The organism is Cyclobacterium sp. SOCE241, from assembly GCF_056867545.1.
This window is the reverse complement of sequence record NZ_CP149779.1, coordinates 5,370,186-5,384,492: the sequence shown is the minus strand read 5'-3', so window position 1 is coordinate 5,384,492 and position 14,307 is coordinate 5,370,186. Positions and strand designations below refer to the sequence as shown.

Sequence of the window (14,307 nt, the reverse complement as noted above, 5' to 3'; positions counted from 1 at the left end):
ATAGCGGTGCTATGCCAAAAGCTACAAACAGCCTGATTTTCTTTCGATTGCAACTTTTCTCGTAAACACGGGAAATCCTATAATATAATTCGGATTTAACAACCCTAATATTTTCTAAAAATGAAAGCTAAAATAAAAGTTATACTCACAGCATTTATAGGACTTTTAATCCTTGCTTGTTCACCTGAAGAGGATGTAGAACTAGATTCCAGGCTACCGGTGAAACAGCCCATAGACCCGAGTACGCAACCCAACGAATTAAACAAAGAACTTATAATTTACGGTGAGCTTGAGGAAGGGAATATGCCTTCCGCAAAAAATCCGGATCAAATAAAAATAACTGTTTCTATCTCTTCTGCACTGATCACCAACGACAACTTCCTTTTTTACCCTTTGCTTTTGACTCAAATGATCAATTGAAAGGAATTTATATTGAAGTAGCCGGTGCCCAAGAACATTGGAATGCTCCTGTGGAGCTTGTAGACCCTGCCGACAATAGTTTTGCGGTAGCCATAGGTATTCCCAGTTTTATTCAAAAAGGTGATTTTGTAGTCTCTTACAGTATCTATGACCAAAACAATAACGTCAGTGAGAAACAATCCATTAATGTTTCTATAGTAGATTCCGAAAATAGATGTGGAAATGGCCAATCATTTCCCAGGGTAAATGGCCAAGATGGAATCACAGTAAAAACCTATGACATGGGGGATTTTCCCGGAGTCGTAAACATTTCCTATTTCATGTATACCCAAAAGGATAGAATGGATATCAGGTATAATGGAGAATGGGTGGCCAGTACAAGCCCTGTTCTATTGGAGGGTGGGCAGGCACCACCATTTAAATTATGCAGGGAGGCCTCCCTGCTGATGGATTTGTAAGTTCAGGTGGTTCCTTTTCTATTCCTTATGACCCTCAAATAAGTAGAGAGATAAGCATTTATGTTTCGGGATGTTTAGAGGGTGGAACTTTATGGTTTTTTGATGTAAACTGCCCTGAGGGAGGAAATCCTAATCCCCCGGCTAATACAGTATGTGATAACGGTCAATTGCAAGATGTATATGACCCTTCACACGAGAACTATCACATTTACCCGAAAGAAGGGGATGAACTGTCCACAGTAATCTGTGACCCTAATACAAATCCTGATTGTACTGTTTCAAGTGTTTTTAATGCCATGCTTCAACAGTCCAATTTTATTGCCCCTACCCCTGACAATTCACCTGTAGAAGATTGTAAATTAACTTGGGTGGAGATCCTTACTCCTACCAACCCGGTCATCTCCAAAATTAATTACTTTGAAAATTCTGTTACCAACTACACCATGGCCAATCAAGTAGATAATTATGGGTTTGAAAGGTCTCATCTCCTTCACCCCGGCAAAGTGACTAGAACGGTGGAATTGGTAGATGGAAAAGTGGTGGTTTCAACCAAAGGTGAAGGTACAGGATGGGCAGCTTCAATTAATACTTTCTTTTCCAAAACCGTTTGGAAAAATGTAGATGAGGATTTAAAAGAATACTTTAATCAGTGATTGCAGCACCCAATTGATTTTCTGTGGCATTTTCCGGATTTAATTAAACAAAGCCCCCTAAATATTTTTGGCATGAATTAGACAAAGGAATTTAGGGGGCTTTGATTAAGTTCAGGAATATTTGGCGGAATTAATTGGAAGATCAAACAACCTATTCTCGTAATACCTTAAAAGAAAGCAATTCCCTACCTGCCTGAATTTGTAACAAATACATCCCGGAAGGGAGATTAAAATCCATCAGATATTCAATGGCCTGTTCCTGTTTGACAAAGGTTTCCTCCAATTTTCTTTTCCCTGTAACATCAAATAAGCTTATTTTTAATTCCCCTATGAAGTCGTTATTGATAAAAAGGGAGAGCCTATCAGATACGGGGTTAGGACCTATACTATATCCGGCTTTAGTATTAGGGTTTAGGTCACCGGCCCCTGAAATGACAACCACGTCGGAAATCCTGTTGCATTGATTGTCTATTACAGCTACTTGATAGGTTCCTTCATCAATGGCTATATAAGACCTGGAAGTGGCTCCTGTAATTGGCACACCATTCCTATACCATTGATAAGATGATGCAGGGAGTTGAGAACTTAATTGAGAACCATTCACAACTATAATTGGCCTGTCCAAGGTATTGGAAGATACTGATATGCTTCTTTGAAATGCCTTTACTCCGGAAGGACCAACCGCCTCAAGGGTTACTTGATAAGTTCTGGAGAAGTTAAATACAAAGGTAGGGTTTTCAAGGTTTGAGGTTCCAAGACCTGCAAAACTCCAATTCAATGTGCTAATATTCCCCTCACTTAAGTTAATAAATTCGGTAATCCCTCCGGCACAATTGAAGCGAACATCAAAGTTTACGAAAATAACATCTTCACAGGAAATATTACTCCAATTGTCGGCATTAACCACTGAAGACTGTGGATCCAGGTTAATGACTGCCTCTCCTAATAAATCAACATTCTCTACGTTTAAACCTTCAAAACAATATTTGGTATACACATCATGAATAAGGGATGCCTTTCCTGTGGCGTTAATTAGTGCATTTCCTCCGGGGTTAGGCGCATGACTAATCTTTTCTACAATTGACAAGGTGGATCCATCTTGTAAAGTTAATAAGGCATCGGGTTCCAAAACGAGACTATTAACAACAGTTGTTAGTGATTCTATTTCAGTATGTCCTGAAAGAACCAAGTTTTCAAAATCACCCGACGCAAGGATAACCAAATTCGTCCCATTATTGGTTAAGTTGATGTCTTGTAATTTTTGCAGATCCTCATAAATTCCATTTGTACCAGAGAAAAGGAAATCTAGGGGTTGGGTGACCATTGCATTTTCCTCTACCATCAACTGATTACTAAATACAATTGTATTCAAACTTCCACTTATATCAGCTCCTTCAAGCAAACTTAAATTCTCTACAAAGATACTGTCGACAAGAAATTCAACTTCAGCAGAATTAATACTTAACGTGCCCAACTCAGGTAAGGCCAATACCTGCCATCTTCCCGAATTGAACTGTAAGTCTACTTCCGTAAAAGTAACTTGGCCGAAATCTACAATACTTTCTTTTTCATCAACTCCGTCCAAAAGTATATTTCCATTATTGATTTCCATATTTTGGTTTCCCGAACGGAATCCATTTACAACAATTAAATTTTGTTGGTTTAGATCCAAAATAAAGCGCTCATCGCCAAAAACGTTAAAACTAAATACCTTAACCTCTGCACTCAACTGTATCCTTTCACCAATATTGGGTTGGTCAATCACAACTCGAGTACCTTCATCGGGGATTCTACCTGCACTTGGACCATTCGAGGTTAGGGACCAATTTTCGGGATCTTCCCAATCATCATTCCCTCCAATCCAGTACAAGGTACTGGATTGTCCATCTGTGACACCTGCAGAAAAAATCATACTAAAGTCTTGTTGCCCATTGACAAGGCTACCTTTGTGATTAACCTGTAAAGTATATTTCTGAGGACTTGGATTATCAATTACTATCTGTTCTACATTGTCTCTATAATTGTCTCCATTTCTTGTGGCCACCGCACCGGAACCTTGTGCGGGATTCAATGACCAAGGGTAATAAACCGTTCCACTTTCATCCACAATTCTCATGTCCAGGTCATTTACCAGCATTAGATTTCCGGGATTTAGCTGCACTGGCGCAAGGGAGCCTGCTGGATCTGTCCATGCAATGGTTACCTTAATCGGGTCCACACCATTTGAAATAAATTCAATTTGATAGTCCCCATTGTCTTCCAATTGCAATTCTCTGATCACTTTAGAGCTACCATCTTCATTGATAATAATATCGGCAGCGGCCTTAGCATCTAATAACCCCCAACCAAACATATAGTCGGGCCCGGGATCAATTCCTGCTTCTTTGGTGGTGTGAATGGCAAGGGCTTTTAAGGTGGCTGAACGCATGTATCTACCGGAATTTCTCTGGTGGTACAATTCCTGCAATAGCATTAAGGTTCCGGTAACATTTGGGGAGGCCATTGAAGTCCCACTTAAAGTGGCATAGCTGTCCCCATTTCCGTCGTTAGAAATAGCAGAACTAAAAACATTTACTCCCATGCCCACAAAGTCAGGTTTAATACGGCCATCATCAACAGGCCCCCAACTAGAGAAACTGCTCATAAAAACATCAGAAGGGGTGTTATAGTCCTGAAGTAAACTGACTGCACCCACGGTAATATTGTTTTTGGCCACTCCCTCCGGTCCTATCGTATCCTCTGGCCCATCAGAAGGTTTGGAACCGTCTCCTACATCTGAACGATCATTTCCAGCAGCCCAAACAATCGTATAGTAGGGCTTGGCAAAAGTCAACTCATCTATCTGCCTTGATTTTGAAGAATAGTATCCGAAACGATAATCTTCTTGGCTACTCACCCCTCATTTCCGGCCCAACTCCAATTCTGATTACTATCTCTATACCAACCTATAAGGTTTCCATAAGAGTGGTTAGAAACCAAGTGTCCACCGGGATTAAGCTCAGGGTCATAGCTGTTTTGGGTCATTTTAGATATATCAGCATCCCAGTTGAATGCCCAACCTGTGGCCTCCGTTGCCATACCTTTAGCATTTGCATTGTTTCCTGCAGCCAAAATGGTTCCTGTGACGTGGGTTGCATGATTACTTATTTCCTCAGTGGAACCATCCAACTGGCTTACCCTATTCCCAAACTCATTGTGATTGGATTTAGGTCGAGTTTGATCATAAATACCTACAATCATGTCACGACCGGTGAGCCCCAAATTCAAGCTTCCCCCTCTTGTAAAGCATCAGTTTCTGTGGCTTTGGCAGCCTTAAGATTGAAGGTAGTGAAGTACACCGGATGGGAGGATTCATCTAAATATTGGAATGTGGCAGATTGATTATTGGCCAAATTGATCCGTAGTGGGATACCCATGGTCGTTGAAATGCGCCTCTTTTCTTCGTTGGTAAGGCTATGCTTGCCCACACTTTCTTGTAATTTTTGAAAAACATCGGATCGAACCTTTTGCATTCCCTCATTAGAGAATGCCGGGTTTTGTCCATAGGACTCCCATGTTAATAAAAGAAAAATGACTAAAACGATACTTTTTCTCATCCGATTTGCTTTGTTTGATCGGTCACAAGATTTTACAAAACCTTAATCCCTTTACTGTTTTAAGCAGTATTTCATCAATTATTTCCCACCCTTCCATTTTGGACAATACCGGGTTAAACACACCTTCATTCTTATAGCCAAGCCTATGGCTAGACGCTTTGTTCTATCCCAAAGATCAATTCTTCTCTTATCCTTTGCCTGTTTTCCTCACAAAGAATTTTCTATGCAATTGTCATCACAATCAATTTCCCGAAGGGGTTAGGGTGGTAATGCCACTCAACTCGGCCACCTCATTTTCCCAACTAATCCTAATGGTTCCATCGGCATTTACTGTACCGGAGCCTGTGAATACTGCTCTATCAAATACATTATCCGCTTGCTCTGTCATGGTAATTTCTCCACACAATTCAGAAAATACTGCAGGATTATCATTCTCTCCGTATAGTTCTGAATAAACACCACCCGTGATGTCTGATATCCTATAGGTAAATGGCTCTAATTCTGTAATGGTTACTTGATAGTTTACTGTTCCAAAAGAACCTACGGTAACCGAAGTATAAACCCCGGCAAGTTCAGAAGGACATGAAAGTCTAATTGCTATCGTCAGTTGGTGGTAATTGGTACTTATTTTAGTTTCTCCGGCATCAATGATGGTCAACACAAGATCCGGCAGTTCATCACTTGCCAAATTTCCGGTAAGAATTTCTATCGGAACATCCACAAAACTACTATTGGCAGGTATGGTAACTTTATTTGTCTCCATATTGTAATGTACACCTTCTATTGCGGTAGATATGGGGTCCACGCCTAGTTCCACTTCGATTGGAGTATTGACTTGAGCACCCACCAAGTTAATGCGTACATGCTCTTGGTCCACCTGATTGTCACTGGATTTGGTAACGATTTTCTGAATGGTATTATTGGGCAAAGACGCTTCGTCAAATTCAACTTCCATTCCCTCCCACAGGATACCAAACCCTGAGTCTTCCATGCAAGAAATATTTCCTGCCATCAAACCAAGGAACAACACCCATGCTAAAACCTTATACTGTCTATCTTTTTTCATTAGTAGCCGGGGTTTTGTTCTAGTTTTTCATTCAATGTGATTTCATCCAAAGGAATATTCGACAAAATACGGTAATCGGTGTAGGGCACATCCAGAAATCCATCATGTTTGGGGATATCCTTCCCATTTCTTTTCAGGTCAAACCAGCGATGTCCTTCAAGAGCAAATTCCAACCTTCTTTCCAATAAAATACGGTTGAGCAATGCCTCTCCGGATAAAAGGTTGTCAATCGCACCTAGCCCTCGCCTGGAACGCAGGGCATTTATATCTGCACGAGCACCGGAAGGATTGGTTTCATACCTTGCCTCTGCCCTGATTAAATAGAGTTCTGAGGCCCTTAAAATAGGTAGGTTTTCCAAAAAATCTCCCTTATAACCAGTCCATTTCCTACTGGCATATACATCTCCTTCTACGCCCTCCCTTGTGGTAGCTGACCAGCAGTTTTTTCGAACATCTCCCTCTTCATAGGCAGCCATCAAATCATCAGATGCCCCAATAATAAACTGTGCAGCAGGTTCATTGTCAGCGACTAGGGAGTTTAAGGAATTATTGACCCCGTCTCCATCCGACCAGTCTACAAGTCTTAACTCTAGTTCAAACAAAGATTCAGGATGCGGAGCTCTGGAAAAACCTTGGACGTATTGGTCTGCTTCCAGCAAACCTTCACCATTGGTAAGTAAACCCATAATTTCCATCGCATAAGATGCAGCCTCCTCTGCTTCTGCCATTTTGCCCCAGTATAAGTAAAGTCGTGCAAGGAGGGTTAAAGCTGCTCCTGTATTGGCATAATATACCCCATCAGAACCGATAGGGGCGTATCCCACCAAGGGAATAGCTGCCAAAAGGTCGCTTTCTATTTGTTCGTATACTTCTTCTACTGTAGACCTTGAAAGGTACTCATTGGCGGCTGAGGCTACTAAAGTTGGGGTTAATCTCATGATAGGACCCAAATTGAATCCATTTATCTCTTTACCCGGCTCGTACCCATAAACCCTGCACAGGTCAAAGTAAAAAAGTGCCCGCATAAAATAGGCCTCTGCCTTAATAAATGACTTTACATCTTCATCTCCTGAAACCTCTTCATCATCAATCCCTTCGATAATTAGGTTGGCATCATTTATTCCTCCATAGACAGCCAGTCCCCAAATATTGATATGGTCTCTATCACTATTGGCCTCCTCTCCTTGGTACCTTCCAGTATTGGCGATTGTTTTTAAATTGTCCGCCAATATTTCAGGTGCGATCATCATGGTTTGGCCATAATATCCGAAACTTGTAGCTCTATTGTACATGGAATTGGCAACAGACTGGTAACCGGATACGTCATTCAATGCAACTTCCGGCGTAAGACTTTGCCTAGGGTTGGTAGTCAAATCAGTACAGGCAACCAAAAGAAATGCTACACCCGAATAAACTATTTTATTTATCATCCTATCTATCATCTCAATTTCAAAAGGTTAAGTTGATACCTGCCGTCATTTGTTTAGAGCTAGGATAAGTTCCATAGGTGGTCCCCAGTGAATTTACCTCCGGATCTAGGCCATTGTATTTTGTAAGTGTCCACAAATTTATTCCTTGAACAAAAACATTTAGTTCTTCAATTTTAACTTTGTTCAATAAAGTTTTTGGTAAGTTATAATTCAAAGTCACTTGCTTCAGTCGGATATAGCTACCGTCAGAAATAAGTCTGGTAGAGGTCTGTTGATAGCCTGAATGACCGGGTATACGCCCTCCTTCATAAGGGATAGGTACATTGGTTATCTGTCCCGGCTCCCGCCAAAAATACAACTGATCCCTCGTTTGATTATCCTGTCCTATAGATCCAGCTTGTGCCAGGTTGTATAAATCTTGATTGAAAGCCAAATTTCCATATTGATATTGGAAAAATACTTCCAGACTCACCGGTCCATATTTCAAAGTATTTGATAACCCTCCATAAGTCCATGGCATTGTACTCCCTAGGTACTTCATGTCATCATCTGTAACCAAGTAAGTATATTCACCATTTTCATCATAGTACATGGGAGAACCATTTGCAGGGTTTACTCCGGCATACTCATATCCATATAAAAATGAAATGGGTTTTCCTACTATCAGATCATTCCCTATCCTATCAAGACCTTCATATAATTCTAACAATTCATTGGAGAATATGGACGTATTGAAACCGGTGGACCAGCTAAATTTCCCAATGATCAAATTGGTGGTCTGAATATCAAAATCTATCCCTTGATTACGTAGTTTTCCTGCATTTCTTGTGATGCTACCAAAGCCTGAATCCAAAGGCAATCGCGTATCAAAAAGCAACTTCCGAGAATCTTTTCTCCAAGCATCCAAGGTTACAATTATCCTTCCATTAAATAAGGTAGCATCAACTCCAATATTGGTAGATACTGATTCTTCCCATGTTAACAAGTCATTTCCCAACTGGACAAAACTTAAAGCCCCTCCACCAAGGTATTGTCCTGCGGTACTAAGCAAAGTTCTGGATTCAAAATTGCCAATGCTTGAATTGCCTGTCACCCCAAAAGAAGTCCTTAATCTTAGGTTATCCACCCAATCAGTATTCCTCATAAAAGGCTCAGAAGAAATCCTCCAACCTGCAGATACCGCTCCAAAAGTCCCCCACCTTGCATTGCTTCCAAACCTAGAAGAACCATCTCGCCTTATGGTAAGGTCGAAATTGTACTTGTCGTCATAATCGTATTTTGCTTGACCGAAAAATCCTGACCTTATGTATTCTGTGTAGAATCCACTTACATCGTAAGGCACAGCTGCATTTTGCAAATACCTCAAAACAGGATTGGGAAATCCACGGCCTATTGCAGAATTGGTTTCTTGGGTTTCTTTTTTATACTCATATCCTAGGATTCCACTGATGGTATGTACATCAAAAATCTTTTTATTGACATTAAAGTTGGCATTGGCATTTGAGTTAACAATTCTACGGTCTGCAAAATAAGAGGACCCTCCATAACTGGCAAATACCGGTATAGTAGAAGGCCTGTTGTTTTCATCCCTATTGTCTGAAAAGTCCAAACCGGCAAACCCTGTAAATCCTAACCATGGTAATATTTTATAGTTCATATTTAAGTTAGACACTGACTGGTAACTTGTGGCTCGCTTAAGTTCCTCATTGACCCCTTGCACAATATTGTATCCAAAAAGATGTTCGGAAGGATATTCTGCATAGGTCCCATCCTCATTATAAATAGGCACATTAGGTCTTGCAGCATACCCTGCCACAAACGGGCTGTTGACATAATTCCCTCTATCAATCGATCCATTGGTCACCTGTTTGGCAAGAGAAAAATTAGCACCAATGGTAAACCTTTCATTGACCTTGTGTGACAAGTTCATCCTACCGGTAGTTCTGGTATAATCCGATTGAATGATTTGCCCTTGGTGATAAGTATGTGAACCTGAAAGAAAAACTTGGTACGTTCATCTCCCCCACTCAAAGAAATATCGTATACACTCATCCTGCCATCCCTATACAAAGCATCTATCCAATCAGAGTTTTGTAAATCTGCATCACTTGGGCTGCCAAAAATACTCTCTACTGTTCTATAGTTTAGTCCTGCATTTATATAGGCCTGACGCTTAATGGATGCTAGCTCGGAGGCATTCATCACATCATAAAATCCAATGGGTTGGACAATTCCTTCTTGGGCTGAAAACCGAACCCTGGTTTTACCTAATTTACCTTTTTTTGTAGTGATTAAAACTACCCCATTGGCTGCCTGGGCACCATAAATGGCTGCAGCTGCAGCATCTTTAAAAACCTCAATGGATTCAATATCGCTCGGATTGATGGAAGACAATGCATTTTGACTTCCCTCTCCCGAAAGCCCTCCGGATGCGATTTGAACTCCATCAACAATATATAGTGGCTCTGTCCCGGCATTAATCGAGCCTACTCCCCTCACTTGAACTGTTAGCGTACCTCCCGGCTGCCCGGAATTGGAAGTAACTTGCACACCGGCTACCCTACCCTGCATGGCTCTATCGAAAGATTGCATGGGAAGGTTCTGAAAAATTTCTCCCTTAACAGAAGCTATGGCTCCTGTCACTTCTCTCCTGGTTTGGTCTCCATAGGAAGTAACCACCACCTCCGCTAGAGAAGTAACTTCCGGCCTTAGGCTGACATCAATTGTACTTCTATTACCAACAGGCTCTTCTTGGAACTCCATACCCACAAATCGAAACACTAGCACATTTTCATTGCCATCAATTGAAATTTGGTAGTTCCCATCAATGTCAGTAACCGTTCCATTCCCCGCATCTTTTACCTGAACGGTAACTCCGGGAATAGGCAATCCATCTTCGATAGATACCACCGTTCCACGAATAGTTCTGGTTTGTGCATGCACCAAAAAATTAACGGAAAGAAGGGTAATAACTATTAGTATCGCTTTCCTCATATTGTAAAGTTGAAATAAACAATCAATCAATTTTATACAAATTCCTTGAATTTTCCAATCAGATTCCTTAGGTAAAATCGAGGTTAGACTTATGATCGTCAAATATTAACAATGTAATCAAGATACAGTTTAAAAAAATTCCCGCTTAATTTCTTTTACAAGATAAAAACTTCTATCCTTCGATTAAGTGCCCTATTTTCTTCTGTGTCATTTGGCTGAATGGGCGCTGCGGATCCCCTTCCTTCAATTTTCAGCCTTGCCTCTGAGATCCCCTCTTGTAGCAAATATTCTTTCACACTTCTTGCCCTGCGTAAGCTTAATTCTGAATTGTATTCCAAATCCCCAATATTATCAGTGTGCCCTACAATTAAAAGGTTGACTCCGGGATGGGCAAGTAAAAACTTTTTCAGTTTTTTTAGAGAGCTAATTGATGCTTTCTTTAAAATTGACTTGTCAAAATCGAAGAAAACATTCTCAAAGATGAAGTGTTTCCCGGAAGCTATGGGTTCCAATAAAATCTGAAAGCCCACTTTATTCCTTAAGCTATCTCTGTCAACATTATAAATTTTAGGCATGTACCCCTCCTTTTCTACGTAGAGTCCTGTTTTTTCTTTCTCCGGATAAATCATGGTAAATGCCCCATCTTTACCATCTGATTTAAAACTGTATAGGGTACTGTCCCTTTCGAGATCCACTAGTGAAAGAATTGCCTCTACTGCCTCACCGGTTTCCTCATTGATCACTTTCCCTCGGGTGACCACCAGTTCATGACCTAAATCTATTTCCTTTGGGAATTCAAATCGATAAAGGAAAGAGCTGTCCACCTTCCCTTGGTAATAGCTGTTTTCTGTGTAATAGGCAAAATCTTTCTGGGCTGTAATAAATAATGCCAGCTGGTCTTTTTGGTCATTGATTGGAAAGCCCATATTAGAAGGCTTTCCAAAACCTGTTCGCCCAATGGAACTTCTAAAAATATCTTTAGCCCCAAATCCCGGATGTCCATCAGAAGCAAAAAATAAAACGGTATTGTTAAAAAATATAAAAGGAGAAACCTCATCCTTTTGGGTATTAACATTGGGGCCCAAGTTTTTTGCTTTAGACCAAGTGCCATCCTCAAGTCGCTCAGAAACCCAAATATCAATCCCTCCTTCCCCTTCAGGCCTATTGGATGAAAAAAACAACAAACTCCCATCTGCTGACAAGGAAGGCTGTGATTCCCAAAATCTGGTGTTTACATTCCTCCCCATATTTACAGGACTTTGCCATTGCCCATCTACCCTTGCGGTGATGTACAAATCACAACTCCCATGGGACGCCGGCGTATTGCAGGAAGTAAATATCAAGAGGTTTCCATCCGCGGAAATTGTACAGGTACCCTCATTGTATCTGGTGTTGATTAATTCGGAAATTGACTCCGGACTAGACCAAGTGTCGCCATTATGGTCTGAAAAATAGATGTCTTCATCTTGTTTGGCCGACATGCCATCCCTTTTGGTAAAGAACAAACGCTTACCATCTGCCGTGAGTACCGGAAAATATTGAAGTTTGAATTGATTTAATGGACCGGAAAGTCGCTTTTTACTAATGCTAATCGGGTTTTTTATACCTTCCGCAATGATTTTAAACTGTTGTAACTTCTCTAAATAGTCTGCTGACTCTAAAAAGTCTTCAGCCAAAAATTGGTGCGTGGCATCAAAAGTATCCAAGGCCAATTGAAATCTACCTTGAGCCAAATAAATCTGGGTTTCAATCCAGGCCAATTTGCCTTTAAAAAATCATTTGCTTTAATCGGAAGCCTTGATTGCCCTTTTCTTGTAACACTAAGCGCTTCCTCAGGCATCCCACTGCTTAACAAAACCTGCGCATGTTTAAGGTAGGCTTCATAGAAATCAGTACTCCTTTCGTAGGCTGCTTTGTACTTTTCCCCAGCTTCAGGAAGCTGTTTTCTGTGCAGAAAAGCATTTCCTTCTTCAAAGTACTTAATGGCTTTTTTGTCAATTATAGAAAATTCCTGCCCCATTGCTTGAAAACATAAACTTACAAACGATATGAGAATAAGGAATTTTCTTAGCATCTTATCTTAGGGTATTTCCATGTATTTATGGGTCTGAAGAGAAACCCTCCATGCTGGATTTTCCTTCACAAAATCAATGATCAAATTTGTCATTTTACCTGCCTTTGACCATTCCGGTTGCAAGAGTAAATGACATTTCTCATTGACCAATTTGGCATGTTTTAGCGCAAATTCAAAATCACTTTTATTGTAAACTACTACTTTTAACTCGTCTGCATGCGCATAAACTTCGGGCAATGGCTGCTTAAATTTCTTAGGTGAAAGGCAAGTCCAATCAATCGTGCCACTAAAAGGATGGGCCCCTGATGTTTCCATGTTTATTTGAAAACCCTCTTCTTTTAATAGATGGGTCAATGGAGCTAAATCATGCATTAGAGGTTCTCCTCCAGTGATAACTACCAGTCGGGCGGGATAAGAAGCTGCTTCTGCCACAATTTCTTCAATGGCCACTTTTGGCCATCTTTCTTTATCCCATGAATCTTTCACATCACACCATACACATCCGACATCACATCCACCCAAGCGTATAAAATAGGCAGGTTGTCCGGAGAACATCCCCTCACCTTGTATGGTATAGAAAGCTTCCATCAATGGTAAATATTGCCCATTGGAAAGCGTCTTTTTATTGTCTTTCATAATTTTTGGTCTAGCGGGTAATTGAACCGCTTTGTTTATATTAATTAAAATCCCCTACTGGTAAACTTCCCCTTTGGCTGCCAGTAAGGTATTGTACAATAAGGAAGCAATGGTCATCGGACCTACTCCTCCCGGTACAGGAGTGATGGCTGAAGCTTTGGCTGCTGCCTCTTCAAAGTTGACATCACCAACCAATCGAAAACCAGTCTTTTTACTAGCATCAGGGATTCGGTGTATGCCTACATCAATCACTACGGCACCTTCTTTGACCATGTCACCGGTAACAAAACCTTCTCTCCCAATCGCTACAATCAGTATATCTGCACTACGTGCAATATCTTTCAAGTTCTGTGTCCTACTGTGAGTAATGGTAACAGTACAGTTACCCGGATAGGCATTTCTGGCCATTAAAATACTCATTGGAGAACCTACAATATGGCTTCTACCAATCACTACACAATGTTTTCCGGAAGTCTCAATTTCATATCTTTTCAATAACTCCACAATTCCGTAAGGAGTAGCTGCAATATAAGCCGGCCATCCCAAGGTCATTCTACCAACATTTGCAGGAGTAAAGCCATCCACATCTTTTTCAGGTTTTATCTTAGCCGTAACCTTTTCTACTGAAATGTGATCCGGCAAAGGCAGTTGCACAATTAAGCCATCAATGTCCGGATTGTCATTAATTTTCTCTACCTCATTCAGCAGCTCTTCCTCTGAAACAGTTTCTTCCAAACGTACTAAGGTAGAACCAAAACCAACTTTTTCACAAGCCTTCACTTTTGCCCCTACATAAGTTTGGCTGGCCCCATCGTTTCCTACTAAAATCGCAGCCAGGTGAGGTGTTTTTTTATTATTTTTCTTAAGTAAAACTACTTCCGCAGCTATTTCATCTTTAATCGTCGCAGCAGTTTTTTTACCATCAATCCTTACTAATCCTTCTTTTTCTTGCATAGGTATCTTTTCTTACAAAATCTCCT

The 14,307-nt window shown here is 40.7% G+C and carries 14 protein-coding genes; 3 read left to right on the top strand and 11 right to left on the bottom strand.

Annotated features, from left to right (window positions below; translation table 11 throughout):
- Nucleotides 1-120: 120 nt before the first annotated feature.
- The 3 genes from WG932_RS27395 to WG932_RS27385 are packed head-to-tail and all read left to right on the top strand — an operon-like array spanning nt 121 to nt 1,531.
- A complete protein-coding gene (locus WG932_RS27395; RefSeq protein WP_483086022.1) occupies nt 121-420 on the top strand; it encodes a hypothetical protein in 300 nt (99 codons plus the stop codon).
- A complete protein-coding gene (locus WG932_RS27390) occupies nt 417-878 on the top strand; it encodes a hypothetical protein (protein WP_483086021.1) in 462 nt (153 codons plus the stop codon). Before WG932_RS27395 ends, WG932_RS27390 begins: the two co-directional genes overlap by 4 nt.
- A complete protein-coding gene (locus WG932_RS27385) occupies nt 845-1,531 on the top strand; it encodes a hypothetical protein (protein ID WP_483086020.1) in 687 nt (228 codons plus the stop codon). The genes WG932_RS27390 and WG932_RS27385 overlap by 34 nt, the downstream gene beginning before the upstream one ends.
- A 151-nt stretch (nt 1,532-1,682) precedes the next feature.
- Here the strand turns inward: WG932_RS27385 and WG932_RS27380 are convergent, their stop codons facing one another.
- From WG932_RS27380 to WG932_RS27330, 11 genes are all read right to left on the bottom strand, one after another.
- Complete coding sequence (locus WG932_RS27380) at nt 1,683-4,427, bottom strand: S8 family serine peptidase (protein ID WP_483086019.1); 2,745 nt, start codon at nt 4,425-4,427, stop codon at nt 1,683-1,685.
- Nucleotides 4,424-4,798: a S8 family serine peptidase gene (locus WG932_RS27375; RefSeq protein WP_483086018.1), complete on the bottom strand. Its 375-nt coding sequence runs from the start codon at nt 4,796-4,798 to the stop codon at nt 4,424-4,426. Before WG932_RS27375 ends, WG932_RS27380 begins: the two co-directional genes overlap by 4 nt.
- Entirely contained in the window at nt 4,795-5,127 is a 333-nt protein-coding gene (locus tag WG932_RS27370) for a hypothetical protein (protein ID WP_483086017.1), read from the bottom strand. The genes WG932_RS27375 and WG932_RS27370 overlap by 4 nt, the downstream gene beginning before the upstream one ends.
- A gap of 241 nt (nt 5,128-5,368) precedes the next feature.
- Nucleotides 5,369-6,193: a DUF4843 domain-containing protein gene (locus tag WG932_RS27365; RefSeq protein WP_014020869.1), complete on the bottom strand. Its 825-nt coding sequence runs from the start codon at nt 6,191-6,193 to the stop codon at nt 5,369-5,371.
- Nucleotides 6,193-7,623, bottom strand: a complete 1,431-nt coding sequence (locus WG932_RS27360) for a RagB/SusD family nutrient uptake outer membrane protein (RefSeq protein WP_483086016.1) — start codon at nt 7,621-7,623, stop codon at nt 6,193-6,195. The genes WG932_RS27365 and WG932_RS27360 overlap by 1 nt, the downstream gene beginning before the upstream one ends.
- Nucleotides 7,624-7,642: 19 nt before the next feature.
- A complete protein-coding gene (locus WG932_RS27355) occupies nt 7,643-9,586 on the bottom strand; it encodes a SusC/RagA family TonB-linked outer membrane protein (RefSeq protein WP_483088729.1) in 1,944 nt (647 codons plus the stop codon).
- The gene (locus WG932_RS27350; RefSeq protein ID WP_483086015.1) at nt 9,550-10,617 is read right to left on the bottom strand and encodes a TonB-dependent receptor plug domain-containing protein; all 1,068 of its coding nucleotides are present in this window, start codon (nt 10,615-10,617) and stop codon (nt 9,550-9,552) included. The genes WG932_RS27355 and WG932_RS27350 overlap by 37 nt, the downstream gene beginning before the upstream one ends.
- 155 nt (nt 10,618-10,772) lie before the next feature.
- Nucleotides 10,773-12,350 carry an OmpA family protein gene (locus WG932_RS27345; protein WP_483086014.1) on the bottom strand — a complete coding sequence of 526 codons (1,578 nt, stop codon included), beginning with the start codon at nt 12,348-12,350 and terminating at the stop codon, nt 10,773-10,775.
- Entirely contained in the window at nt 12,275-12,637 is a 363-nt protein-coding gene (locus WG932_RS27340) for a tetratricopeptide repeat protein (RefSeq protein WP_483086013.1), read from the bottom strand. The genes WG932_RS27345 and WG932_RS27340 overlap by 76 nt, the downstream gene beginning before the upstream one ends.
- A gap of 60 nt (nt 12,638-12,697) precedes the next feature.
- Nucleotides 12,698-13,327: a 7-carboxy-7-deazaguanine synthase QueE gene (locus tag WG932_RS27335; RefSeq protein WP_149394477.1), complete on the bottom strand. Its 630-nt coding sequence runs from the start codon at nt 13,325-13,327 to the stop codon at nt 12,698-12,700.
- Between the two features lie 54 nt (nt 13,328-13,381).
- Entirely contained in the window at nt 13,382-14,281 is a 900-nt protein-coding gene (locus WG932_RS27330; RefSeq protein WP_014020864.1) for a bifunctional 5,10-methylenetetrahydrofolate dehydrogenase/5,10-methenyltetrahydrofolate cyclohydrolase, read from the bottom strand.
- Between the last annotated feature and the right edge of the window lie 26 nt (nt 14,282-14,307).